The sequence below is a fragment of the Micromonospora sp. NPDC005298 genome (genome assembly GCF_040607375.1).
GTDB lineage: Bacteria > Actinomycetota > Actinomycetes > Mycobacteriales > Micromonosporaceae > Micromonospora.
The window spans coordinates 95,460-120,168 of sequence record NZ_JBEXGP010000021.1 but is presented as its reverse complement, the minus strand read 5'-3'; the positions used below and the strand labels follow the sequence as shown (position 1 = coordinate 120,168).

The 24,709-nt window shown below is 73.2% G+C and carries 19 protein-coding genes; 6 read left to right on the top strand and 13 right to left on the bottom strand.

The genetic code is table 11. From position 1 onward, the window contains the following. Positions 1-135: 135 nt before the first annotated feature. Positions 136-3,024, top strand: coding sequence for an AAA family ATPase (locus ABZS77_RS24215; RefSeq protein ID WP_354826926.1), 2,889 nt, complete (start codon positions 136-138; stop codon positions 3,022-3,024). 100 nt (positions 3,025-3,124) lie between these two features. On the opposite strand, the gene ABZS77_RS24210 is transcribed toward ABZS77_RS24215, so the two are convergent. Together ABZS77_RS24210 and lipA are read right to left on the bottom strand one after the other, a co-directional pair. After that, positions 3,125-4,747, bottom strand: a complete 1,623-nt coding sequence (locus ABZS77_RS24210) for a hypothetical protein (RefSeq protein ID WP_354826922.1) — start codon at positions 4,745-4,747, stop codon at positions 3,125-3,127. 53 nt (positions 4,748-4,800) lie between these two features. Then, complete coding sequence (lipA, locus tag ABZS77_RS24205; protein ID WP_354826919.1) at positions 4,801-5,796, bottom strand: lipoyl synthase; 996 nt, start codon at positions 5,794-5,796, stop codon at positions 4,801-4,803. 409 nt (positions 5,797-6,205) lie between these two features. Here lipA and aspS point away from each other — a divergent pair, with 409 nt between their 5' ends. Then, positions 6,206-7,492 carry an aspartate--tRNA(Asn) ligase gene (gene aspS / locus ABZS77_RS24200; RefSeq protein ID WP_354826916.1) on the top strand — a complete coding sequence of 429 codons (1,287 nt, stop codon included), beginning with the start codon at positions 6,206-6,208 and terminating at the stop codon, positions 7,490-7,492. Between the two features lie 22 nt (positions 7,493-7,514). Here aspS and lipB read toward each other — a convergent pair whose 3' ends face one another. The 3 genes from lipB to ABZS77_RS24185 form a co-directional block, all read right to left on the bottom strand. Next, positions 7,515-8,156, bottom strand: a complete 642-nt coding sequence (gene lipB / locus ABZS77_RS24195) for a lipoyl(octanoyl) transferase LipB (RefSeq protein WP_354826913.1) — start codon at positions 8,154-8,156, stop codon at positions 7,515-7,517. 127 nt (positions 8,157-8,283) lie between these two features. Continuing rightward, on the bottom strand, positions 8,284-9,543 hold the full coding sequence (locus ABZS77_RS24190; RefSeq protein ID WP_354826910.1) for a hypothetical protein: 1,260 nt from the start codon (positions 9,541-9,543) through the stop codon (positions 8,284-8,286). A 57-nt stretch (positions 9,544-9,600) separates the two neighbouring features. Beyond that, the gene (locus tag ABZS77_RS24185) at positions 9,601-11,430 is read right to left on the bottom strand and encodes a DUF2079 domain-containing protein (protein WP_354826907.1); all 1,830 of its coding nucleotides are present in this window, start codon (positions 11,428-11,430) and stop codon (positions 9,601-9,603) included. Between the two features lie 235 nt (positions 11,431-11,665). On the opposite strand from ABZS77_RS24185, the gene ABZS77_RS24180 reads away from it, so the two are divergent. After that, entirely contained in the window at positions 11,666-12,913 is a 1,248-nt protein-coding gene (locus tag ABZS77_RS24180) for a PHB depolymerase family esterase (RefSeq protein WP_354826905.1), read from the top strand. Positions 12,914-12,982: 69 nt separating this feature from the next. Here the strand turns inward: ABZS77_RS24180 and ABZS77_RS24175 are convergent, their stop codons facing one another. Together ABZS77_RS24175 and ABZS77_RS24170 are read right to left on the bottom strand one after the other, a co-directional pair. Next, positions 12,983-13,900, bottom strand: a complete 918-nt coding sequence (locus tag ABZS77_RS24175) for a TIGR01777 family oxidoreductase (RefSeq protein ID WP_354826903.1) — start codon at positions 13,898-13,900, stop codon at positions 12,983-12,985. 145 nt (positions 13,901-14,045) lie between these two features. Then, positions 14,046-15,035, bottom strand: a complete 990-nt coding sequence (locus ABZS77_RS24170; RefSeq protein WP_354826900.1) for an aldo/keto reductase — start codon at positions 15,033-15,035, stop codon at positions 14,046-14,048. A gap of 56 nt (positions 15,036-15,091) precedes the next feature. Between ABZS77_RS24170 and ABZS77_RS24165 the strand changes: the two genes are divergently transcribed. Then, positions 15,092-15,457 carry a MerR family transcriptional regulator gene (locus tag ABZS77_RS24165; RefSeq protein WP_354826897.1) on the top strand — a complete coding sequence of 122 codons (366 nt, stop codon included), beginning with the start codon at positions 15,092-15,094 and terminating at the stop codon, positions 15,455-15,457. A gap of 3 nt (positions 15,458-15,460) precedes the next feature. Here the strand turns inward: ABZS77_RS24165 and ABZS77_RS24160 are convergent, their stop codons facing one another. From ABZS77_RS24160 to ABZS77_RS24150, 3 genes are all read right to left on the bottom strand, one after another. Continuing rightward, positions 15,461-15,988 carry a hemerythrin domain-containing protein gene (locus tag ABZS77_RS24160; RefSeq protein ID WP_354826947.1) on the bottom strand — a complete coding sequence of 176 codons (528 nt, stop codon included), beginning with the start codon at positions 15,986-15,988 and terminating at the stop codon, positions 15,461-15,463. Between the two features lie 61 nt (positions 15,989-16,049). Next, positions 16,050-17,387 (bottom strand): low temperature requirement protein A, encoded by a 1,338-nt coding sequence (locus ABZS77_RS24155; RefSeq protein WP_354826894.1) that lies wholly within the window; start codon positions 17,385-17,387, stop codon positions 16,050-16,052. 46 nt (positions 17,388-17,433) lie between these two features. Next, complete coding sequence (locus ABZS77_RS24150; protein ID WP_354826891.1) at positions 17,434-18,003, bottom strand: helix-turn-helix domain-containing protein; 570 nt, start codon at positions 18,001-18,003, stop codon at positions 17,434-17,436. Positions 18,004-18,151: 148 nt separating this feature from the next. Here ABZS77_RS24150 and ABZS77_RS24145 point away from each other — a divergent pair, with 148 nt between their 5' ends. After that, a complete protein-coding gene (locus ABZS77_RS24145; protein ID WP_354826888.1) occupies positions 18,152-19,087 on the top strand; it encodes an SDR family NAD(P)-dependent oxidoreductase in 936 nt (311 codons plus the stop codon). Positions 19,088-19,148: 61 nt separating this feature from the next. Here ABZS77_RS24145 and sucB read toward each other — a convergent pair whose 3' ends face one another. Beyond that, positions 19,149-20,990, bottom strand: a complete 1,842-nt coding sequence (gene sucB, locus ABZS77_RS24140) for a 2-oxoglutarate dehydrogenase, E2 component, dihydrolipoamide succinyltransferase (protein WP_354826885.1) — start codon at positions 20,988-20,990, stop codon at positions 19,149-19,151. A gap of 66 nt (positions 20,991-21,056) precedes the next feature. Continuing rightward, on the bottom strand, positions 21,057-22,448 hold the full coding sequence (gene lpdA, locus ABZS77_RS24135; protein WP_354826882.1) for a dihydrolipoyl dehydrogenase: 1,392 nt from the start codon (positions 22,446-22,448) through the stop codon (positions 21,057-21,059). A 178-nt stretch (positions 22,449-22,626) separates the two neighbouring features. On the opposite strand from lpdA, the gene ABZS77_RS24130 reads away from it, so the two are divergent. Continuing rightward, positions 22,627-22,956, top strand: coding sequence for a hypothetical protein (locus ABZS77_RS24130; protein WP_354826879.1), 330 nt, complete (start codon positions 22,627-22,629; stop codon positions 22,954-22,956). Positions 22,957-23,001: 45 nt separating this feature from the next. Here ABZS77_RS24130 and ABZS77_RS24125 read toward each other — a convergent pair whose 3' ends face one another. Then, the gene (locus ABZS77_RS24125) at positions 23,002-24,576 is read right to left on the bottom strand and encodes a leucyl aminopeptidase (protein WP_354826787.1); all 1,575 of its coding nucleotides are present in this window, start codon (positions 24,574-24,576) and stop codon (positions 23,002-23,004) included. Positions 24,577-24,709: the final 133 nt, after the last annotated feature.

Sequence of the window (24,709 nt, the reverse complement as noted above, 5' to 3'; positions counted from 1 at the left end):
TCCCGCGCCCTCTTCTCTTGTGCCCCCGTCCGGGGCCCGGCGGCGCGCCCCGCCGCCCGGCGGCCCCCCCCGCCGCTCGGCCACCCGCCGAGCGGCGGGACCGGTGACGGCGGCCGTTCTGGCATGCTCGGTTCCGTGACCGTACGCGCCGCCAGCTCCGTCCTCGTCGGCCGCCAGCGCGAGTTGGCGGCGCTGCGCGACGCGCTGGCCCGGGTACGCGCGGGTGAGCCGAGCACGGTGCTTGTCGGCGGCGAGGCGGGTGTGGGCAAGACCCGACTGCTCGAGGAGTTCGCCGGCGGGGCCACCGGCGGCGGGGCGCGGGTACTGGTCGGCCAGTGCCTGGAGCTGGGCGAGGCGGGTCTGCCGTTCGCCCCGTTCGCCGCCGCCCTGCGGACGGTGCTGCGCGTCGACGGCCCGGAGGTCTTCGCCGGCTACGAGGCGGAGTTCGCCCGGCTGCTGCCGGAGCTGGGCCGGGTGACGGCCGAACGTGCCGCGCCGCACGCCACCGCGCTCGGCGACGCCCCGCGCGGCTACCTGTTCGACCTGGTCGCCGAGCTGTTCCAACGGCTCGCCGACGCCCGGCCGCTGGTGCTGTTGATCGAGGACCTGCACTGGGCGGACCGCTCCACCCGCGACCTGATCGGCTTCCTGGTCCGGGCGGCCCGGCCGGGACGGCTGCTGCTGGTCTGCACCTACCGCACCGACGAGTTGCAGCGCGGCCACCCGTTGCGGCCGTTCCTCGCCGAGCTGGACCGCGTTCGTGGCGTGCAGCGGGTCGACCTGGGCCGGCTGGACCGCGACGGCACCGGCGCGATCCTCGCCGACCTGCTCGGCGCCGAGCCGGTCGCCCGCGCCGTCGACGACGTCCACGAGCGCACCCAGGGCAACCCGTTCTTCATCGAGGAGCTGGCCGTTGCCGGTGACCCGGTCGGCTGCGCGGCGCTGCCCGAGACACTGCGGGACCTGCTGCTGGCGCGGGTGGACCGGCTGCCCGAACCGACCCAGCGGGTGCTGCGGATCGCCGCGGCCGGCGGCACCCGGTTCGCCCACGACCTGCTCGCCGAGGTCGCCGGTCTGCCCGAGACCGAACTGGAGGACGCGCTGCGCGCCGCCGTCGCCGCCCAGCTCGTGGTGGCGAACCCCGACGGCGACTACGAGTTCCGGCACGCGTTGGTCCGTGAGGCCGTACACGACGAGTTGCTGCCCGGGGAGCACGCCCGGCTGCACGCCCGCTTCGCGGCGGCCATCGAGGCGCAGCCGCAGCTGGTCGCCGCCGGCCGCGCGCCGGCCGAGATCGCCCACCACTGGTACGCCGCGCACGACCACCCGCGTGCCCTGGTCGCCGCGCTGGCGGCTGCCGGCGCCGCCGCCGACCGGTACGCGTACGCCGAGCAACGCCGGCTGCTGGAACGGGCGCTGGAGTTGTGGGAGCTGGTGCCCGACGCCTCCGACCTGCTCGGCATGGACCATCTGGCGCTGCTGGAGCAGACCGTCGACGCGGCGGTCATCGCCGGCGACTTCAGCCGGGCGATCACGCTGACCCGGGCCGGACTGGCCGAGGTGGACGCCGACGCCGCTCCGCTGCGCGCCGCCCGGCTGCTGGACCAGCGGGGTCGGATGCTGGCCCTGCTCGGCAAGGGTGACGGCCGGCGGGAGCTGGACGAGGCGTACCGGCTGGCGGCCGCGGGCCCGCAGGGCGTCGAGCGGGTCCGGCTGCTCGCCGACATCGCCACCCACCTGGTCAAGATCGATCCTGAGCAGGCGGCCCGGGTGGCCGCCGAGGCCGCCACGGACGTCGAGGCGCCCGGTGCGGAACCGGCGCTGCTGGCCACCCGGATCGCCCTGCTCTGCCACAGCGAACGGGACCTGGAGCAGGGGCTCGCGGAGCTGACCCGCGCCGAGGCGGCCGCCCGCGAGTCCGGTGACGTGCCGACCCTGGTGCTCGCCAAGGTGTTCCAGTCGGACATGCTCTGCGAACTGGGCCGGTACGGCGAGGCCGCCGAGGCCGCCGAGGCCGGGGTGGCCGAGGCCCGTCGGGTGGGGATCAGCCGCTCGGCCGGGGCGTACCTGCTGTCCAACCGAGCCGAGGCGCTCATCGCGTTGGGCCGGTGGGACGAGGCCGAGGCGGTGTGCGCGGAGGCCGCCCGGATCGACCTGTCCGGCGTCACCGGGCTGCACTGGCTCCAGTTGGGCGCCGGGTTGCGGCTGGCCCGCGCCCACCCGGCCGCCGACGAGCTGGTCGACCGGGCGCTGGCCTTCCTCGGCCGGCCCTACCTGTGGCCGAACCACCGGCTGCCCCTGCACGAGTTGGCGATCGAGTCGGCCCTCGCCGCCGACGACAAGATCGAGGCGGTCCGGGCGGCCCGCGTCGCGGTCACCGATGATCGGCTGCCGCAACTGCCCCGGGAGGGCTGGCCGGTGCTCAGCGCCGTCGCCCGTACCGCCGCGCGGGTGGGTGACCACGACCTGGTCGCCGCCGTCACGGCGCTCGCCGCCGACCTGCCCGCCCGGCATCCGGCGGCGCGGGCGCACGCCGCCCAGGTCACCGCCCTGCTGGCGGTCGGCGACCAGGCACTGCCGGCCTGGCGGACGGCGGTGCGGGCGTGGCGTGCCGACGGGCAGCCGTACCCGCTCGGTCGGGCGTTGCTCGCCCTCGCCGAGGCGGCCGCCGGCGCGGGGGAGCGGGACGAGGCGGCGGCGGCCGTCACCGAGGCCGCGGAGATCGCCCGGCGGCTGGGCGCCGCGCCGCTCGCCGAGGCGGCCGCGACCCTGGCGCGGCGGGTCGGCCTGCGCGGGACCGGTCACGGCGGGGCCGGCGCCGATCTGCTGACCGCCCGGGAGCGGGAGGTGCTGCGGCTGGTCGCCGAGGGACACAGCAACAGCCGGATCGCCGAGCGGCTGTTCATCTCGCCGAAGACGGCAAGCGTGCACGTCTCGCGCATCATCGCGAAACTCGACGTCACCAACCGGACCGAGGCCGCAGCCCTGGCCCACCGCCTCGGCCTGCTCGCCGAGCCAGACTGACGCCGAGGCTGCACACGCCGGCCCACACACGCGGGCCCGCACAGGCCGGGCGGCACACGCCGAGCCAGACTGACGCCGAGGCTGCACACGCCGGTTCGGGTCAGCGCGGCAGGTAGATCCGCCAGCCGTCGAGGCTGACCAGCTCCAGGCCGCCCGCGGCGGCGTCGAGGCGTTCGTCGAGCCGGGCCGCCAGCGCGGAGCCGGTGGGAGCGACCCAGGCCGGGGCCGGCGCGGCGTCCACCTCCCGGCGGTACGCGGGGTACCTGTCGAAGCCGGGGCGCAGGGTGTCGTCGACGACCGCGCAGACGACCTGCTCGGCGCTGGCGAACGTGAGCCGGTTGCAGGTCCAGTAGCCGGCGCGTACGTGCCGTACGCCGAGGTGGCGCAGGGTGGCCACCAGCTCGTCGTGACGGGCCTCGGCGGCCCGGCTCGCCGGTGCGGTCCGCGCCCCCTGCCAGGTGGCGTGCGCGGCGGTGCCCAGCGTGGCGACGAGCAGGACGAGCGCGACCGGTCGGGCCAGCCACGGTCGAAGGGGTCGCCGGTCGGCCGCCGGCGGGCGTGGACCGCGCCGGGCCACCGTCCACACCGGCCACAGCAGCGCCGGCAGGGAGATGAGCAGGCAGGACAGGTAGCGGGAACTCTCCACCGGAGTCCGTCCGGCGGCGCTGCTCACCGTGTACGCGGCGAGGTTGGCCACCGCGGCCAGCACGAGCGCCAACCGGACCGCCCCCGCCACCCGGAGTTCGGCGCCGGACCCGCGGCGCATCGCCCACCAGGCCGTCAGGGCGGCGACGACGAGCAGCACCGGCAGGGCGTACGACCACCACAGCTGCCAGGTGGCGCACCGCCCCGGAGCGCAGAAGCCCATTCCCAGCGACGGTCCCAGCAACAGTCCGCCGTGCAGCCGGTCCGCCCAGCCGGCGGAGGCGTCCGCGCCACCGGCGGAGAGGACCGCGCGCAGGGGGTTCCGTCCGGTCGACAGGCTGTGCAGCAGCAGCGGTGTCGCGCCCAGCACGGCCGCCGCCCCGAGCAGCGCCACGGCGGCGCCCCACAGCTCCCGACGGCAGAACCCGACGAGCACCGCACCGGTCGCCACCACGTACGGCAGCACGAGCGGGTCGACCCAGAGCATCAGGCCGGCCAGGAACCCCCACGCGGCCCACCGCGCCAGCCGCCATCCCGGCCGGCCGGCGGCCAGGTCGACGGCGAGGACGGCCAGCGCCACCCCGGCGGCGTTCATCTCGGGGTAGCCGCCACCGGCGATCAGCTGGTTCTTGACCACACGGTCGGACCCGAGCGCCAGCAGCGCCACCACCAGCAGCCCGAACCAGCGGTCCCCGGTCAGCCGGAGCGTCAGCCGCCAGGACAGCAGCAGGAACACCACGTACAGCGTGAGTGTGGGCAGCCGCAGGCCGAGCAGCGACGGGCCGCCGGCCAGCGCGAACACCGGCGCGGCCAGGTACGCCTCGAGCGTGCCCATGTACTGCTGGCCGTAGAACCAGACCGGGAAATCCTCGCCCCGGGCGATGTGCAGCGCGGCCAACCCCATGGTGGCCTCGTCGCTGTTCGTCGGAGGCGTGGCGTGCGCCAGCAGCCAGAGCCGGTAGGACACCCCGACGAGGACGGCAAACGCGGTGAGCCAGCCGGCCGGACCGACGCGCGTACCGGGCCGCGGGCGCGGGAAACCCGCGCCGCGCGGCTGTTCGCGTACCCCGGCGGTCATCGCACGATCATGGCACTCGGACGCCGCACGGCCCGTGCGGCGCTGCCGGCGGGTCAGCCGGCGGTGGTGACGGCGGCTCCGGCGCGGGCGTCGAGCGCCTGCCGGTAGAGCCGGCCCGCCCGGTACGACGAGCGCACCAGCGGCCCGCTCATCACCCCGGCGAAGCCGATCTCCTCGGCCTCCTCGCGCAGCTCCACGAACTCCTCCGGCTTGACCCAGCGGGTCACCGGGTGGTGCCGGGGGGTGGGGCGCAGGTACTGCGTGATGGTGATCAGCTCACAGCCGGCCTCGTGCAGGTCGCGCAGCGCCTGCGACACCTCGGCGCGCTCCTCGCCCATGCCCAGGATGAGGTTGCTCTTGGTGACCAGGCCGTCGGCGCGGGCCTGCCGGATCACGTCCAGCGAACGGTCGTAGCGGAACGCCGGCCGGATGCGCTTGAAGATGCGCGGCACGGTCTCCACGTTGTGCGCCAGCACCTCCGGGCGGGAGCCGAAGACCTCGGCCAGCTGCTCGGGGACGGCGTTGAAGTCCGGGATCAGCAGTTCGACGCCGCAGCCGGGCTGCAGGGCGTGGATCTGCCGGACGGTCTCGGCGTACAGCCAGGCGCCGCCGTCGGGCAGGTCGTCGCGGGCGACACCGGTGATGGTGGCGTACCGCAGGCCCATCGAGACCACCGACTCGGCGACCCGGCGCGGCTCGTCGGCGTCGAACTCGGCCGGCTTGCCGGTGTCGATCTGGCAGAAGTCGCAGCGCCTGGTGCACTGGTCGCCACCGATGAGGAAGGTGGCCTCCCGGTCCTCCCAGCACTCGTAGATGTTGGGGCAGCCGGCCTCCTGGCAGACGGTGTGCAGCCCTTCGCGCGAGACGAGCCCACGCAGCTGGGTGTACTCCGGGCCCATCTTGGCCTTGACCTTGATCCATGGCGGTTTGCGCTCGATCGGCGTCTCGGCGTTGCGCGCCTCGATGCGCAGCAGCCGACGCCCCTCGGGGGCGGCTGTTGCGGTACGCGCTGCCTGGCCGGTCGTCGGCGCGGAGTGCTCGATCGTCACGAAAACGAGCCTACGCCGGACGGCAGTCGTCTATGTGCGTCGGGCGACCGGCGTCACGCCACAGACGTTGTGACGCCGGACACCGGGCTGCCGAAAATCCGCGTCACACGCGCCGGGTCCGGTGCTACGGTCACCGCCAACAGCGACGACGGAGCCGAGTAGCGCCCGGACCCGCCAGTGCAGAGAGCCGCCGGTGCTGAGAGGCGGTCTGGCGGCGGTGCGTGAAGACCCTCCCGAGCTGCGGGTAGAACGGCGGAGACGCCCAGTAGAGCCCGCCCGGCTGGCCCCGGTCATCAGGCGACCAACGAGGTTCCCGCTCCGGCGGGGGCGAAGGTGTGGTGGCACCGCGAGGTTCCCGCTCGCCCACACCTCCCTGGGGTCGCGTTGCGATGATCAAGGAGGTACCACCGTGCAACGCATCCTCTCCGACCACCTGTCCGCGCACGTCGGCGACACCGTACGGATCGCCGGCTGGGTGCACCGCCGCCGCCTGCTCAAGTCGGTGGCGTTCCTGATCGTGCGGGACGCCGCCGGGCTCGCCCAGGTGGTCGTCACCGACCCGGCCGTCCGCGCCGACCTGGAGAAACTTCCCGAGGAGACGGTCGTCGAGGTCACCGCCACGGTGACCGCGAACGACACGGCGCCCGCCGGGGTCGAGCTGACCGACCCGGAGGTACGCCCGCTCGGGCCACCCGCCGTGCCGCCCCCGTTCGACCTGTACCGGCCGGCGTTGACCGCGAGCCTGCCCACCCAGCTCGACAACGCGCCCACCGCGCTGCGCCACCCGACCCGTTCGGCCGCGCTGCGCGTCTCGGCGGCGGCGGTGTCCGGCTTCCGGGCCAGCCTCGACGCCCGGAACTTCGTGGAGGTACACACCCCGAAGGTGGTCAGCTCGTCGACCGAGAGCGGGGCGAACGTGTTCGCGCTGGACTGGTTCGGCCGGCCCGCGTACCTGGCCCAGTCACCGCAGTTCTACAAGCAGCTGATGGTCGGCGTCTTCGAACGCGTCTACGAGGTCGGGCCAGTCTTCCGGGCCGAGCCGCACGACACCGTCCGGCACCTCGCGCAGTACACGTCGCTCGACGCGGAACTCGGTTTCGTCGCGGACCACCGGGACGTGATGCGGGTGCTGCGCGACACCCTGGACGGCATGCTCGGCACGGTGGGTGAACGGGCCGGCGGTGCCCTGGCGACGCTCGGCGTCACGCCGCCGCAGGTGCCGGCGGCGATCCCCGCCGTGCACTTCACCGAGGCGTTGACGATCGCCGGCGCACCCGCCGACGAGCCGGACCTGGCGCCCGCCCACGAACGGGCACTGGGGGAGTGGGCTCTGCGCCAACACGGCTCGGACTTCCTCTTCGTCACCGGCTACCCGATGGCGAAGCGCCCGTTCTACACCCACCCGGACCCGGCGCGGCCCGCGTACTCGAACGGTTTCGACCTACTCTTTCGAGGCGTGGAGCTGGTCACCGGTGGGCAGCGGCTGCACCGGCACGCCGACTACCTGGCCGCTTTGGCGGCGCGGGGTGAGCCCGTCGAGCCGTACGCCGGCTACCTGGACGCGTTCCGGCACGGCATGCCACCGCACGGGGGTTTCGCCATCGGCCTGGAACGCTTCGTGGCCCGTCTGGTCGGGGCGGCAAACGTCCGGGAGGTCACCGCGTTCCCGCGCGACCTGCACCGGCTGACGCCGTAGCGGCGAGCCGCCGGCTGTGCGCTCAGACCTCGGTCAGGGTGGACAGCCGGCGCTCGACCACCGGGAGCACGTCGGCGACCGTGATCGGGCGGCCCAGCTCGGCGGTGAGCGAGGTGACGCCCGCGTCCCGGATGCCGCAGGGCACGATCCGGTCGAAGTACGTCAGGTCGCAGTCGCAGTTGACCGAGAAGCCGTGCAGGGTGACGCCCCGGGCCACCCGGATGCCGATGGCGGCCACCTTGCGGGCCGGTCCCCGGTCGTCCTCGGGCACCCAGACGCCGCTGCGGCCCTCGACCCGGCCGGCCGTCAACCCGAACTCGGCGCACACGTCGATGAGCAGCTCTTCGGTTCGGCGGACGTAGGCGACCACGTCCACCGGGTCGGGCAGCCGCAGGATCGGGTAGCCGACGAGCTGCCCCGGCCCATGCCAGGTGATCTTGCCGCCGCGGTCCACGTCGACGACCGGGGTGCCGTCCATCGGCCGGTCCCACGGTTCGGTGCGCTTGCCCGCGGTGTAGACGCTGGGGTGCTCCAGCAGCAGCACGGTGTCGCCGCGCTCGCCGGCCACCACCGACTCGTGCAGGCGTCGCTGCTCGTCCCAGGCGGCCTGGTAGTCCAGCAGGCCGGCACGGACGGCCGTGAGGCCGGGGGTCGTCGTCGTCACGGCCCCAGCGTAATCCCGTTGGAAGCGATCTCCCCTGGTGAGCCGCCTCACCGGGGAAGATCACCGCCGCGGCCCGCTGGGCGTCCGCGCCCCGTGGCCGCGCCCGGCCCGGCCTGGCCCGGCGACGTCATGCCGGAGCCGCGCCGGTCGCGACGCGGCGGCGACGTCGGCGGCGGCGGACGACGAGGGCGACGGCGAGCAGCGTCGGCACGACCAGCGCCAGGTAGAGCCAGAGCGGGGCGGCGAACGGTGACGGGCGGGGCTCCGGACCACCGAACGCGGCCCGGGTCAGCAGCTCGCCCGGCACCGCCAGGTCGGTCGACCCGGCCGGTGCGGTCACCAGCACCTCTCGGGCCCCGCCGGGCGACAGCGCGGCGAGGACGACCCGCCGGTCGGTGTCCCGCTCCGTCCCGCTCACCTCCTGCACCACCGGGTCGTCACCGCGCCAGCCGACGATCTTGCTGGTCGAGGTGGCGACCGGCAGCGGCTGACCGACGGCCTGACCGGAGGCGGCGTCCACGAACTCGATCCGCCAGGCGCGCGCCGCCGTCTGCTCCGGGGTGCAGCCGGGGCCGGCGCACCCGTCGAACGCGAGCAGCGCGACCCGGCTGCCGTCCGGGTGCCAGGCGGCCGGGCCGGCCAGCACCCGCCGATCACCCAGGTCGACCTGCCAGCGAAGGCTGCCGGAGGCCGGATCGACCACCACCAGCCGCTGCCGCTCGGCGACCGACGCGGCCACGTCCGGTGGACCGGCCACCGCCACCAGGTCACCGGCCGGCGACCAGGCCGCCGCGTGGTGGGCGGCGAAGGTGCCGGCCGGGACCACCTGCTCGGTGCACTGGTACGGGTCCACGACGAGCAGGTCGTCGGGCTTCTCCGGGTCGTTGAGCTGCTGATTGTCCGGCCCGAAGCTGATCACCGAATCGTCGTTGCTGCGGGTGCCGAGCACGCGCCGCCCGTCCGGCGACCACGCGAACGGGCCCAGCCCTGGCTTCATGGTGCGGCGCTGCCGGCCGGTGGTGAGGTCCAGCAACTCACCGGACTGCGGCCGCAGGTAGTGCCGCCCGTCGGGGGAGAGCAGCCCGTGCCCCTCGGCGACGCGGATCGGGATCAGCCGGTACGCGCCGTCCCGCGCGACCAGTACGCCTGTCGACTCGAAGTAGCGGGTGCGGTCGGTGAAGAACACGAGCGCCGCCGGGCCGGCCGGCCGTTGCCCGACGGTGGCCTGCCACAGCCACGGATCGCGCACCTGGCTCGGCACGACGCCGGCCGTGCTGTCCGCGACGGCGCTGTTCGCGGCCGTGGCGGCCGGCGCGCCGAGCACGACGAGCCCCAGCGCGACCCCGACCACTGTGGCGCGCCGCAGCCGCCCAACGGTCTTCCTCATCGGCCCATTAGACGCGATGACTGTCGATCACGACGCCCCACCCGGTCAGGTGGCGGTCTAGCGGTCGGCCGGGGGGATTCGCCAGAGCCAGACGTCGTCGACCCGTTGCGGTTCGCCGAACAGGGCCGTGGCGGTACGCCGGACGGCGTCCTCGTCGACGGGGAACTTCGCGCCGTGCACCTGGTCGGCGAGCACCACCGTCTCGATCCGCCAGTGCCGCAGGTCCGACTCGACCTCCCGCCGGGTGCCGTCGGTGACGATCGGCACCAGCCCGGTACGACCGGCCTGGTCCATGAGCGCGCTCAGGGTGCGCGGCACCGGGCCGATCCGGCCCCGCCCGTCGGGCCCGCCGGGGCCGAGGAAGAAGCCGCCCGGAATGGCGAACTCGCCCTGCCGGTGCGACAGCGCGTACGCCTGCCAGCGCTGACCGTCCGGGTAGATGTCCACGGTCAGCGGCACCGGTGTGAGCACGCCGTCCGGCGACACGTACTGCCGCCAGGTGCCGGACGTGATGAACTGCGGGATCGGCTCCCGCTCGTGGGTCAACAGCGGGGTGGGCAGCAGCGGCAGCAGGGCCACCGCGAACCCGAGCGCCCAGGCCACTTCCGTGGAGCGGTGCCGTGGTGGCGCGGCACGCAGCTGGTCGACGGTGAACGCCAGCAGCAGCCCGATCACCGGTGCGACCACCAGGGCCAGCCGGGCGGGCAGCGCGGCGTTCACCACCGGCAGTTGCCCGAGCACGTCGAACGGCATCGGCAGGTCGGTACGCCGTCCGTCGATCTTCGCGACCGGGCCGAAGGAGAGCACCGTGAAGATCAGCGCGAGGATGCCCAGCGCCCAGAGGGTGGCGCGCCGGCCGGGATCGGCACGCCGCCACAGCGCCACGAAGCAGACCACGGTGAGGACGAGCAGCCCGATGCCGAAGAACGAGTTCTCCTCGGTCGGGTTCGGCGCCAGCGAGGTGCCGAGCCCGACCTCGCCGGCGAGCGAGCGGCGCGGGAACGCGGCGAACGCGGCGATGTCCTCGGAGTGGATCACCGGGTCGAAGCCGGTGCCGTGGAACCGTTGCGGCCCGGCGAAGTGCAGCCACAGCGGGTACGACAGCAGCACGCCGGCGACCACGGCGGTCACGCCGAGCCCGCGCAGGAAATTGGGCAGCGCGGCACGGGCCTCGGCCCGGCGGGCCGGGTGCAGCGCCCAGACGGCGACGAAGATGCCGAGCGCGAGCGCGGTGAAGAAGAGCCCCTCGGCGGCGATCGAGAAGGCGACCGCCACCAGCAGGCCGAGGATCACCCCGTCGCGCAGCCAGTGCCCGGGTCGGCGCAGCGCGAACAGCCGCCAGATCAGCAGCGGCACCAGCCAGCCAGCCGTCCAGTTCAGGTGGGCGTTGGCGTGCGAGACCATGCCGGGGGAGTAGGCGATGAACAGGCCGCCCACCCCGGCGGCCAGCCGGCTGCGGACCAGGTGCCGCGAGAGCAGCCAGTACCAGGCCAGCGCGGTGGCGAACAGGTTGAGCGTGAGGATCACCAGGAACGTCGCCGGAGCCCCGACCAGGTACGTGAGCGGGGCGAAGACCACCGCGTACACCGTGATCGAGGTGTTGACCGCGAGGTTGACGCCGTCCGGGACGTTGATCAGGTACGTGAAGAACGGGTTCTCCCCGTGGGTGACGGCGTGCCCGCCGAAGGCCAGCAGCCACTCGAAGAGCGCCTGGTCGCTGGAGTTGACGGTGATGGTGCGGACGTTCGGGTCCCGCCACAGGCCGCTGGTCACCCACACGGCGAGTACGAGCGCCACCAGCACGACGATCAGGTCGGCCCGGCGGTCCCGGACGGCACGCGGCGGTGACGTGGGAGCGGGCCCGGTGGCCAGCGACGAGGACGGCACGCAGCGGACGTTACCAACCGGACCTGGACGGGCCGGTCAGACCTGCAAGGAGGGGACCCCTGTTATCGCCTGAGGTAGAGGAGGGGGCCCTTCCTAACACGTCGACGCCTACGGCGTACACACCGGTCGTCGTGAATGTGTGCGTGCGCGCCATGTCATGGCGGCGACACATGGACGTAACGTCGCGGCAATTCGACCGTGACCCAGTTCACAGTCCGCTCCTCAGGAGGCCGCCGTGCGCCGCTCCTCGTCCACCCTCAACCGCCTGATCGGTGCGGTCGCCGGGCTCGTCCTCGCCGCGGCCGGTGCGATCACCCTCGCCACCCCCGCCCAGGCCGCCACCCTCACCCAGGTCACCGGGTTCGGCTCCAACCCGGGCAACCTCGCCATGTACGCCTACCGGCCGGACAGCCTGCCGGCCAACTCGCCGGCCGTGGTGCTGCTGCACGGCTGCACCCAGAACGCCTCCGGCTACTTCGCCAACTCCGGCTGGCAGAAGTACGCCGACCAGTGGAAGTTCGCCCTGATCGTCGCCCAGCAGCCGTCCGGCAACAACGCCAACTCCTGCTTCAACTTCTTCGAGTCGGGAGACACCACCCGGGGGCAGGGCGAGGCGCTGTCGATCAAGCAGATGGTCGACCACGCCAAGACGAACTTCGGCGTCAACGGCTCCCGCGTCTACGTCAGCGGCCTCTCCGCCGGCGGGGCGATGAGCGCCGTCATGCTCGCCACCTACCCGGACGTCTTCGCCGCCGGATCGATCATCGCGGGTATCCCGTACCGCTGCGCCACCAGCATGGTCAACGCCTTCAGCTGCATGAACCCGGGCGCGGACAAGACCCCGGCCGCCTGGGGCGACCTGGTCCGTGGCGCGTACTCCGGCTACACCGGCCCGCGGCCCCGGGTCGCGATCTGGCACGGCACCTCGGACACCACCGTCACCCCGCTCAACGGCACCGAGTCCCGCGACCAGTGGACCAACGTGCGGGGGATCTCGCAGGCCCCGACCAGCACGTCGTCGCTGCCCGGCAACACGAGCCTCGAGGTGTACGGCAACGACGAGGTACGCCTCTACCGGGTCTCCGGAATGGGGCACGGCACCCCGGTCGATCCGGGCTCCGCCGCCGAGCAGTGCGGCACCGCCGGCGCCTACTTCCTGGACACCATCTGCTCGACGTACCGGGACGCGCTCTTCTTCGGACTGAACGGCGGCGGCACCACCCCGACCCCGACGCCCACGGCCACGGCCACCCCGACGCCCACTCCCACGGCCACTCCGACGCCGACGCCGACGCCGACCCCGACCACGCCGGCGACCTGCGTGACGGCGAGCAACTACGCCCACGTCACGGCCGGGAGGGCGTACCAGTCCGGTGGCTACGCCTACGCGAACGGCTCCAACCAGCGGATGGGCCTCTACAACACCTTCTACACCAGCGCCCTCAAGCAGACCGCCCCCAACTACTGGGTAATCGGCTGCTGACCCCCCTCGGACCTGTTGATCAAGAGGTTTGCGTCAGATTCCGGCCGCCGGATGACGCAAACCTCTTGATCAACGCAAAGGGCTGGGGGTGGGGGTCAGGGCTGCCTGTAGCGCACTGCGTAGGTCGGGGTGGTGGTACGGGAAGGCGGCGCGCGTCAGGACGCCGGGTAGGACGCGGGTGCTGGTGAGAGCCTCGTGGGAGAAGCCGCCGAGGGCCACCTTGAGCGCCAGTGCGGGGATCGGGATGATCGCCGGGCGGTGCAGCTGCCGGGCCAGCTCGCGGGTGAACTCGGCGTTCGTCACCGGGTTCGGGCCCACCACGTTGACCGGGCCGGCGATGTCGGCGCGGGCCAGCAGGAAGAGCGTCGCGTCCAGCCAGTCATCCATCGAGATCCATGGCAGCCACTGCCGACCACTGCCCAACCGGCCGGCGATCCCCAGCTTGAACGGCAGCAACTGCGGCTTGAGCAACCCGCCGTCGCGGTGCAGCGGCAGGCCCGTACGCAGCCGCACCACCCGTACCCCGGCGTCCTCGGCCGGGCGGGTCGCGGCCTCCCACACCCGGCAGACGTCGGCCAGGAAACCCTCGCCGGCCGGCGCGTCCTCCTCGACCACCCGGTCACCGGTGTTGCCGTACCAGCCGACGGCCGAGGAGTTGAGCAGCACCCCCGGACGGTCGGCGGCCGGCAGCCCGGCCAGCGTGGTCGCCAGGGTGGTGGTGCTGTCGACCCGACTGGTCCGGATCAGCCGCCGGTAGTCGTCGTTCCAGCGCTTGTCACCGACACCCGCGCCGGCCAGGTTGACCACCGCGTCCGCACCGGCGACCTCGGCCGGGTCGAGCTGACCGGCGGCCGGGTCCCACCGCCGCTCCCGCGGGTCGCGGGGCGCCCGTCGGACCAGCCGGATGACCTGGTGCCCGTCGGCGGCGAGGCGGTCGCCCAACCGGGTGCCGAGGAAGCCGGACGCGCCGGCCAGAATGATCCGCATGCCCACATCTTCGTCGAAAACACCGCGCACGGACGCGTCCCGGCCCCACTCCTCGCCGATCTTGCACTTCGTGTCGCCGTTTCGCGAGGAGAAGACCGTTTCGCCCGGACAGCAAGTGCGAGATCGGCGAGGTGGCGGGTGCGGGTCAGGCGGTGCGTAGGTCGGTCAGGAGGCGCTCCACCTCGGCGTAGGACTCGGGGCTCAGGGGGCCCAGGTTCAGCGTCGCCAGGTTCTCGTCGGCCTGGGTCACGGTGCGCAGGCCGGGGATCGGCACCGTACGCGGGCTGCGGGCCAGCAGCCAGCCGAGCGCGCCCTGGGCGAGGGTCCGCCCGTCGGCGGTGAGCGCGGCGCGTACCTCGTCGACCCGTGCCGCCCAGCGCGGCGTCGGCTTTCCGTCGGTGAACCACTTCAGCCACTCGGGCGCGCGACCGCGCACGTCGTCCGCGCCGAGCGCCCGGGTCGAGCCGGTGAGCAGGCCCATCGCCAGCGGCCCCCGGTTGAGGCTGGCCAGGTCGTGCCGGTCGCAGACGGCAAGCACCGCCGCGTTGTCGCTGAGCACCGACTCGTCGTGCTGGATCGCGGCGCAGTGCGGGCCGGCCGCCGCGAAGGCTTCGGCCGAGGCCGGGTTGTCGGTGCTCCAGCCGTACGCCCGGATCTTGCCCTGGTCGACCAGGGCCTCCAGGGTGCCGACCAGGTCGAGCGCGGCGGGCACCGGCAGGTCGTTGATGTGCAGTTGGTAGAGGTCGACGTGGTCGGTGCCGAGGCGGCGCAGCGAGTCCTCCAGGCTGCGGACCGCGAAGGCGGGGCTGGCGTCGGTGCCCAGCGCCCGTCGGGTCGCCTCGTCGCTGACGTTGCCGAACTTGGTGGCGATCACCGCGCTGTCGCGGCGGCCGGCGAGTGCCCGGCCGAGGACGCGCTCGCTGTGCCCGGCGCCGTAGTTGCTGGCCGTGTCGAACAGCGTCACCCCGAGGTCGAGCGCGCGGTGGATGGTGCGGATCGACTCGTCGTCGTCCACCTCGCCCCAGCCGAACGGCTGCCCGTCGTCACCCCAGAGCGGTCCACCGATCGCCCAGCACCCCATCCCGATCGCGCTAACCTTGATGCCGCTGCGCCCCAGCGTCCGTGTCGTGGTCATGGGGAGCAGCCTCCAACCTGGAGTGCGCTCCAGGTCAAGGGCTACCATCGGCCGACATGACCGGTTACGCCCCCGCGGAGGCCGCTCGGCGCAGCGGCTTCAGTCTGGACACCCTGCGGTACTACGAGAAGATCGGCCTGCTCGCCGACGTGGAGCGCACGGCGGGCGGGCAGCGGGTCTTCACCGACGACGACCTCAGCTGGCTGGTGCTGTTCCGGTGCCTGCGCGACACCGGGATGCCGATCGCGCAGATGCGCCGCTACGCGCAGCTGGCCCGCGAGGGCGAGCACACCGTGGACGAGCGCCGGGAGCTGCTGCGACGGCACGCCGAGCAGGTCGAGGAGCAGATGCGGCTGCTCCAGCGCCAGTACGACCACCTGCGGGAGAAGATCCGCTTCTACGAGCGGCTGCCCGGCCGGTGACCGTCAGTCGAAGGCCGGCGCGGTCAGGCCGAGCAGTGCCTCTGCCGTCCCCGGCTGACCGCTGAGGGCGTTCAGCGCGGTCACCAGTCGCTTCTCCTCGTACCGGAAGTGGGACTCCAGCAGCGCGGCCAACCCGTCCAGCTCGGCGCGCACCTGGGCCGCCGGCATCGACGTGTCGGCGCCCAGCAGCGCCTCGACCCGGTGCAGGATCCCCGCCACCACCTCGTGGTCGGTGATCAGGTTCGCGATGACCGGGCGCAGCTCCGGGACCTGGTCGGCGAGCAGCCGGAACGCGCCGTCGTCCTCACCGGTGTGGTGCCGGCCGAGGGCGGCGCAGAAGCTCAGGCAGTGTGCGCGCAGGTCCCGTGACCGGTCGGCGCCGTCGGGGTCGTCGAGGCTCTCCCGCAGGCGGGCCAGCTCCGCGCCGAGCCAGAGGTGGACCTCGATCATCTGGTTGCCGACGGCGGCGAGCCGGTCGGCGGGTGAACTCGTCGGGTGCACGTTCGTCCCATGCCGTCCCCGCGCCTCCATGCCCACGGCGGCCTTCGTGCCGGGTGCACCGCGACGCTGTGCCGGAGCCTACCCCGGCGGGTCACGGCGTGGTGGGCTCGTCCGGCTCGCGGAGGTCGTGCCAGCGGGCCCGCCAGGCGGCCTCGTGCGCCTCGTGGCTGGTCCGCTCCTCGAAGACGGCCGCGCGCAGCGCGTGCCGGGACTGCGACATCACCAGCACCTCCACGGCCACCAGCGCGACGCAGATGACCGTCGCCAGGGTGAGCGCGCCAAGCGCGGGCAGGACCCGGCCGACCGGCAGTGCTGCGGTCAGCACCACGATGACGCCCACCCGGGTCCAGGAGAGGGTGTGCAGGGTACGGAGCTGGAACAGGATGTTGACGGCGTAGTAGCAGATCAGCCCGCCGAACAGCATCGGCACGGCCGGTCCGTCGACCTTCTCGGCGAGCCCACCGGCCGGGTCGGTGATCTTGTGCAGGATCTCCTCGTTGCCGATGGAGAAGAGGATGATGCCGGCGATCATCGGTAGGTACAGGTACGCGTACGCGTCGCGGGCCATCGCCACGCGCGGGGCGCCCTCCGCCGCGTGCAGGGCGATCCGGGCCGCCGGGCCGATGAAGTCGAAGTGCGCCCACCACAGGGCGGCGGTGACCACGATGCTGAGCGTGGCGGCCGCGACCGCCGGCCAGGTCACCGGCTTGCCGAGCAGGTTGCCGCCCACGCCCGTGGAGATGACCGACTCGCCCAGCGCGATGATCAGGATGAGGTCGTAGCGCTCGGTCCAGTGCTCGGCGCTGGTCACCCCCCAACCCCAGGTGCCGACGATGAAGCCGGTGGCGAACTGGACCACCACCACGGCGATCCACAGGCCGTCCCGGATCATCGCGGCATGGTCCGGGTCGGCGACCTGCGGCGGGATCAGCGCGGCGGCCAGCAGCAGGACGATGCTGGCCGCCAGCTCGGGGGCGAACCGGCGCAGCTGCCGGCGCTCCTGCGGGCTGTCCCGCACCACATGCTGGTAGAGGATCATGTGGACACCGCGGACCACCACGTAGCTGATGGCCACCAGCATCGGGCCGCCGGCGCTGCCCGTCGGGTCGCTGAAGGCCTGCGGCAGGGCCAGCGCGAACGCGAACAGGGCGGCCATCGCCACCACCATGAGCACCGGGACGTACCCCTCGCCGAGGCGTACCCGGGTGGCGACCAGGCTGTGCACCACCCAGCACCACCAGAGCACGGCGAGCACCAGGGCGGCGTGCAGCAGTTGCCGGCCGGAGACGTTCGCGGCGGTGGCCCGGGTGATGATGAAGAACGAGAAGACGAAGACCAGGTCGAAGAAGACCTCGAACTTGTCCACCCGCGCGCCGGGGGCGATCGGGACGGCCGGCCCCAGTTGCCCACGCCGCCGGTAGCCGCCCACGGTCCCACTCTGGCAGCGTCCGGCCTGACCAGAGGCCGGAACGGGCTCAGTCCGTCCGGCGGTGTCGCAGGCCGTCCATGAGCAGGTCGAGCAGGCGGTCGGCCTGGTCGCGTTCGCCGGTGGCGAGGCTGATCCCGCTCACGCCGGCCAGCACGTCGGCGACGTCCACGTCGGCCCGGACGCTGCCGTCGGCGACACTCGCGCCGAGGAGCCGACCGAGCGCCTCCAGCAGCCGGTCGCGGCTGTGGGCGTACGGGTTGGCGCCGGAGGCGATCACCAGGCGCAGGGCGTCGGCCATGCCGCGTTTGGTGGCCAGGTAGTCGACGAACCGGGACATCCAGGCCCGCAGGGCCTGATCGGGCGGCAACCGGTCGAGCAGGTCCGGTGCCGCGTCGCAGAGCTTGCCCAGCTCGTTGCGGTAGGTCGCCTCGACCAGGGCCTCGCGGGTGGGGAAGTGGCGGTAGAGGGTGCCGATGCCCACGCCGGCCTGCCGGGCGATGGCGTCGAGCGTTACCTCCGGGCCGGGGCGGGAAAACGCCTGGACCGCGGCTTCCAGCAGCCGCTCGCGGTTGCGCAGCGCGTCCGCCCGTAGGGGGCGGGGGCTGGTCTCCGGCACGTCTCCTCCTTGGCGGTGCGGGGCCGACGGTTCGCCGTCGAGTGGTAAACGGAGGCAGCTCCGGTTAGTCTCGGCCTTAGCGGAGGATCCTCCGCTTCCATCGTACCGGCGGGCCGGTGGGCCCGCCCTCCCCGAACAAGGATGGATCATGACGACGAGCAACCCGATCACCACCCCGTTCGCCCATCACTCCACAGCCATGGACGTGATCCAGGGCGTGGACCTCGTCGGGCGACGGGCGGTCGTCACCGGCGGATCGTCAGGCATCGGCGTGGAGACCGCCCGCGCCCTCGCCAGCGCCGGCGCCGAGGTCACCCTGGCCGTGCGCAACACCGACGCCGGCCGGAAGGCCGCCGACGACATCACCGGCACCACCGGCAACGACCGCATCCTGGTCGCCCCGCTCGACCTCGCCGACCAGGGCTCGGTCGCCGACTTCGTGGCCAACTGGGACGGCCCGCTGCACATCCTGGTCAACAACGCCGGGATCATGGCCGCGCCGCTGAGCCGCACCCCGCAGGGCTGGGAGATGCAGTTCGCGACCAACCACCTCGGGCACTTCGCGCTCGCCACCGGGCTGCGCCGGGCGCTCGCCGCGGCCGGCGGGGCCCGGATCGCCTCGGTCAGCTCCGCCGCCCACCTGCGCTCCGCGGTGGTCTTCGAGGACATCCAGTTCGACCGCCGGGAGTACGACCCCTGGCAGGCGTACGGGCAGTCCAAGACGGCGAACGTGCTGTTCGCCGTGGACGCGACCCGCCGCTGGGCCGACGACGGCATCTTCACCAACTCGTTGATGCCCGGCGCCATCCGTACCAACCTGCAACGCTTCGTCAGCGACGAGGAACTGGACCGGATGCGCGCCGGCAACGCGGCCGCCTGGAAGACCGTCGAGCAGGGCGCCGCCACCTCGGTGCTGGTCGCCGCGTCGCCGCTGCTGGACGGCGTCGGCGGGCGCTACTTCGAGGACTGCCGGCAGGCCGCCCCGGCCCAGCCCGGCGGTCGCACGGGAGTCGCCGACTACGCGCTGGACCCGGAGGCCGCCGAACGGCTCTGGGAGGTCTCCGAGACCCTGCTCAAGAGCTGAGGCACGCACACGAAAGGGCGCCCCGGTCGACGACCGGGGCGCCCTTCGGCGTTGGCGCGGATCAGGCCAGGCCCAGCTCCGACTCGAAGTTGCCGGCCTCCAGCCGCTCCTTGACCGCGGTCAGGAAGCGGGCCGCGTCGGCACCGTCGATCAGCCGGTGGTCGTACGACATGGCCAGGTAGACCATCGAACGGACCGCGATGACCTCGCCCAGCTCCGGGTCGTTGACCACGACCGGCCGCTTCACAACGGCACCCGTGCCGAGCATCGCCGACTGCGGCGACGGCACGATCGGGGTGTCGAAGAGCGCGCCCCGGCTGCCGGTGTTGGTGAGCGTGAAGGTCGCCCCGGCCATCTCGTCCGGGGTGATCTTGTTGGCCCGGGTGCGCTCGGCCAGGTCGGCGACCCGCTTGGCGATACCGCCCATGTTGAGGTCGCCGGCGTTGTGGATGACCGGCACGAGCAGGCCGCGCTCGGTGTCCACGGCGATGCCCAGGTGCTCGGCGGCCGGGTAGGTGATCGTGCCACCCTCCAGGTCCATGCTGGCCTGGATGATCGGGTGGGTCTGGAGCGCCTCGACGGCGGCGAGGGCGAAGAACGGCAGGAAGGACAGCTTCACGCCGTGCTTGGCCTGGAACGAGTCCTTGGCCCGGACACGCAGCTTGGCGACCTTGGTGACGTCGACCTCGACGACGGTGGTCAGCTGCGCCGTCTCGTGCAGCGACTGCTGCATCCGCTTGGCGATGGTCGCCCGGATCCGGGGCAGCTTCTCGGTGGTGCCCCGCTTGGCGCTCGGCTGCGGCTTCGCGGCCGGTGTGGCCGGTGCCGCCGACTGCGCGGCGGCCGGCTGCGCCGCGGCCGGAGCGGCCTGGGCCGACTTGGCCTTCTCCGCCGCGTCGAGGACGTCCTGCTTGCGGATCCGGCCCCCGACGCCGGTGCCGCTGAGCGACGACAGGTCGACACCGTGCTCGCTGGCCAGCTTGCGCACCAGCGGGGTGACGTACCCGGCGGCCTCCTCGCCGTCACCCTTGGCCGGCGCGGACGGGCGCTGCGGTGCCGCCGTCGGCGCGGACGGCTGCGCCGCCTGCTCGGCCTTCGCCGGCTCCGCCGACGTCTCGGCCTCGGCCGACGGCTCGTTGTACGACATGCCCGGGGTCGGCTCCTCGACCTTCGGCTCCGGCTTCGGCTCGGCCTTCGGCGCCGGCTCGGCCTCCGCCTTCGGCTCGGGCTTCGGCTCGGACTTCGCCGGGGCCGCGCCCGCGACGCCGATCACGGCCAGGTCGGCGCCGACCGCGGCGGTCTCGTCCTCGGCGACCTTGATCTCCAGCACGGTGCCGGCGACCGGCGACGGGATCTCGGTGTCCACCTTGTCGGTGGAGACCTCCAGCAGCGGCTCGTCCACCTCGATGGTGTCGCCCACCTGCTTGAGCCAGCGGGTCACCGTACCCTCGGTGACGCTCTCACCCAGTGCCGGCATCTTCACCGGGGTGCCCTCGCCCGACGGCGCGGCGGACGGCGCCGGCTCCTCGGCCGGGGCCTCGTCCTGGGCCACCTGGTCGGCGGTGCCCTCGGCGGCGGCGGTCGGCTCGGCGGCCGGCTCGACCGCCTCGGCCGGGGCCTCCTGCTGCTCCTGCGGCGCGGCCTCGCCACCGCCGGTCGACTCGCCCTCACCGGCGATGACCGCCAGCTCGCTGCCGACCTCGGCGGTCTCGTCCTCGCCGACCACGATCCGGCTCAGCACGCCCGCCGCGGGCGACGGGATCTCCGTGTCGACCTTGTCGGTCGAGACCTCGAGCAGGGGCTCGTCGACCTCGACCGTGTCGCCCTCCTGCTTGAGCCAGCGCGTGACGGTGCCCTCGGTGACGCTCTCGCCGAGCCGGGGCATGGTGACCGATACCGGCATGTTCTCCAGACTCCTTCATTCCCCTGGGGGATCTTCGCCCGTCGCCGGACGCCGCGGTTTGGGTGATCAGGCGTGCGCGTGCAGCGGCTTGCCGGCGAGGGCCAGGTGCGCCTCGCCCAGGGCCTCGTTCTGGGTCGGGTGGGCGTGCACGAGCTGGGCGACCTCCGCCGGGTAGGCCTCCCAGTTGTAGATGAGCTGCGCCTCACCGATCAGCTCACCCACGCGGGCGCCCACCATGTGCACGCCGACGACCGGGCCGTCCTCCACCCGGACCAGCTTCACGAAACCGGTGGTCTTGAGGATCTGGCTCTTGCCGTTGCCGCCGAGCGGGTAGTTGTACGACTGCACCTTGTCGGCGCCGTACTGCTCCTTGGCCTTCGCCTCGGTCAGCCCCACCGACGCCAGCTCCGGGTCGCAGTAGGTGACGCGCGGGATGCCCACCTCGTCGATGACGGCCGGGGTCTGCCCGGCGATCTCCTCGGCGACGAAGATGCCCTGCTGGAAGCCCCGGTGCGCGAGCTGGAGGCCGGGCACGATGTCGCCGACCGCGTAGACGTTCGGCACGCTGGTGCGCAGCCGCTCGTCGGTCAGCACGTAGCCGCGGTCCATCTTGACGCCCTGCTCCTCGTACCCGAGGTTGGCGGTGTTCGGGCCGCGGCCCACGGCGACCAGCAGCAGCTCGGCCTCGACGGTCTCGCCACCCTGGATGGTCAGCTTGACGCCGTTCTCGGTCTTCTCGACCTTCTCGAACGGCTTGCCGACCTTAAAGTTGATCTTCCGCTTGCGGAACGCCCGCTCCAGCGCCTTGGACGACTCCTCGTCCTCCGCGGCGACCAGCCGGGGCAGCGCCTCGACGATCGTCACGTCCGCGCCGAACGACTTCCACACGCTCGCGAACTCGACGCCGATCACGCCACCACCGAGGACGATCACCGACGACGGGACCCGGTCCAGGGTCAGCGCGTGGTCGCTCGTGATGATCCGCTCGCCGTCGACCTCCAGGCCGGGCAGGCTCTTGGCGTACGAGCCGGAGGCCAGGACGATGTTCCGGCCGGTGTAGCGCTTGCCGTCCACCTCGACGACGTTCTTGCCGACCAGCTTGCCGGCGCCCGCGACGAAGGTGATCTTCTTCGAGCCGCCCACCAGGCCCTGGAGGCCCTTGTACAGCCGGGAGATCACCCCGTCCTTGTACGAGTTGACCCCGGCCATGTCGACGCCGACCAGCTCGGCCTTCACACCGAACTGCTCCGACTCGCGGGTCTGGTCGGCGATCTCGGCCGCGTGCAGGAGCGCCTTGGTGGGGATGCAGCCGTTGTGCAGGCAGGTGCCGCCGAGCTTGCCCTTTTCGATCAGCGCGACGGAGAGGTCAAGCTGGGCGGCACGCAGCGCCGCCGCGTAGCCGCCGCTGCCACCTCCGAGGATGACGATGTCGAAGGTCGCTTCGTTCGGCTCGCTCACGTCCAACTCCCAGGTCGCGTCGCTGCATCGGGGGTCACTACGGGGTAACACGGACACACCCCACCTCGGTCATCTTGTCACCACCGGGCACAGAGCGCGTAGTGAGGTGCCCAACGACACGTCATCGACACGTACCCTTGGCACCGTTCTCGACGACGCTAGATGGGGGAGAGATCCGGTGGGGTTGTTCCGGCGCCGCAAACAGGCACGTGTGCCGAGCCACGACCGCGCGGCCGACCGAGGCGATCTGACCCATCTGGAGAACTTCATCCGGAGCCGTCGCGGCGTCGAGGCGTTCATCGAGCCGCGGACGACAGTCACCGAGACAACGGTCATCCTGATCGCCGACGACGGCGAATGGACCCGCCGGCGGATCGACGGCCCCGACGGCGCCCGGCGCTTCGCGTACCGGATGGGCATTCCGGTGTACGACGTCCGCCTGATGGGCTACCCGCAGCGGATGCGCGACTTCAACGAACGCCGCAAGCGTCGCCCCGAGCGGTACTGAGAAGGGCCCCCGGTCGATCCGGGGGCCCCTCGCTTCTCAGTGCCGTCAGCCGTTGGCGGCGACGTCCTCGACGAGCTGCACCAGGGTACGGACCGGAACGCCGGTGCCCCCCTTGGTCCAGTAGCCGACCGCCTCCCCGGAGTGGTAGCCCGGACCGGCGATGTCGATGTGCGCCCAGGCCACGTCGTCGCTCACGAACTCGCGGAGGAACACGCCGCCCTGCAACATGTGACCGGCGCGGTCCATCCCGGCGTTGACCTGCGAGATGTCCGCCACGTCCGAGTCCATGCCCTTGCGCACGTCGTCCGGCAGCGGCATCGGCCACGCCGGCTCGCCGACGGCGTCGCCGATGACCTTCACCCGCTCGCACAGCTCCGGGGTGCCCATCACGCCGGCCACCCGCTTGCCCAGCGAGATGACCTGCCCGCCGGTCAGGGTGGAGGTCTCGAACAGGTAGTCGGTGCCGTCCGCGCAGGCCCGCGCGATGGCGTCGCCCAGGATCATCCGACCCTCGGCGTCGGTGTTGAGCACCTCGACCCGCTTGCCGTTGAACATGGTGATCACGTCACCCGGCCGGTAGCTGGTGCCCGACGGCATGTTCTCCGCCATCGGCAGGTACCCGCTGACCGCGACCGACGGCTTGAGCGCCGCGATCGCCAGCATCGCCGCGCCCACCGCGGCGGCGCCCGCCATGTCGGACTTCATCTCCCACATGCCCTGCGCCGGCTTGATCGAGATGCCGCCGGTGTCGAACGTGATGCCCTTGCCCACGAGCGCGACCCGCTTGCCGTTGCCGCCGTCCTGCGGGGTGTAGGTCAACTTCACCAGCCGCGGCGGCGCCTCCGAGCCCTGCCCGACGGCGACGATGCCGCCGTACCCGCCGGCGGCGAGCGCCGCCTCGTCCAGCACCTCGACCTCGAGGCCCGCGTCGCGGGCCGCGCCGGCCACGGCGTCGGCGAACGACGGCGGACGCAGCTCGTTCGGGGCGGTGTTCACCCAGTCCCGGCTGAGCCGGACCGCGCCGGCCACCGCCTGCGCCCGGGTGAGCTCCGCCTGGGCACCCGCGTCGGCGGCGTCCGGCACCGCGATGACCACCTCGGCCACCGGCTCCCGCCGGGCCGGCTGCGGCCGGGTCTTGTAGCCAGCGAACCGGTACCCGCCCAGCAGCGCGCCCTCGGCGACCGCGCGCAGCGCCGCCGGGGCGTCCGCGTCGTCGGGCAGCGGCATGGCCAGCGCCACCTTCGGCGCCCCCGCCAGGGCCCGGACGGCCGAACCGGCGGCCCGGCGCAGCGCCTCCGGCGCCGGGGCGGCACCCGACGGCTCCGGGCCGAGGCCCACGGCGACGACCAGCGGGGCGGTGACCGTGCCCAACGTGGCCAGCTTGATCACCTCACCGGGGCCACCGGTCGCGCCGAGCAGCGCCAGCGTCTCGGTCAGCTTGCCGTCGAACGCGGCGGCGATGCTCTCCGCGCCGCTGGCGAGCAGGAGGGTGCCGGCGAGGCCGCTGGTGGCGCCCTGCTCTCCGGTCTGGCTGTGCACGCCGATCACGATCGCGTCGACGGCGAGCTCCGCGGGGTCGGTGTCGACCAGGCTCAGGATGGTGGTGCGGGGCGATGTCACTGAAGCTACTCCGGGCGGGCCGGGCCGGTCGCGGCGTCGCGTACCGGCGGTGAAGGTCTCCGGCGGAACCTACCCGCCGGACGTCATGGCTGTCCCGCCGATCGTGCCGGCAGGATCCCGCCGATGCTAACCA

Excerpts from the sequence above, each read along its gene's own strand:
- ABZS77_RS24165 (WP_354826897.1), top strand. The coding sequence starts at position 15,092 with ATGACCGGTTACGCCCCCGCGGAGGCCGCTCGGCGCAGCGGCTTCAGT.
- ABZS77_RS24160 (WP_354826947.1), bottom strand. The coding sequence starts at position 15,988 with ATGGAGGCGCGGGGACGGCATGGGACGAACGTGCACCCGACGAGTTCA.
- ABZS77_RS24175 (WP_354826903.1), bottom strand. The coding sequence starts at position 13,900 with ATGCGGATCATTCTGGCCGGCGCGTCCGGCTTCCTCGGCACCCGGTTG.
- ABZS77_RS24145 (WP_354826888.1), top strand. The coding sequence starts at position 18,152 with ATGACGACGAGCAACCCGATCACCACCCCGTTCGCCCATCACTCCACA.
- sucB (WP_354826885.1), bottom strand. The coding sequence starts at position 20,990 with ATGCCGGTATCGGTCACCATGCCCCGGCTCGGCGAGAGCGTCACCGAG.
- ABZS77_RS24190 (WP_354826910.1), bottom strand. The coding sequence starts at position 9,543 with ATGAGGAAGACCGTTGGGCGGCTGCGGCGCGCCACAGTGGTCGGGGTC.
- ABZS77_RS24170 (WP_354826900.1), bottom strand. The coding sequence starts at position 15,035 with ATGACCACGACACGGACGCTGGGGCGCAGCGGCATCAAGGTTAGCGCG.
- ABZS77_RS24210 (WP_354826922.1), bottom strand. The coding sequence starts at position 4,747 with ATGACCGCCGGGGTACGCGAACAGCCGCGCGGCGCGGGTTTCCCGCGC.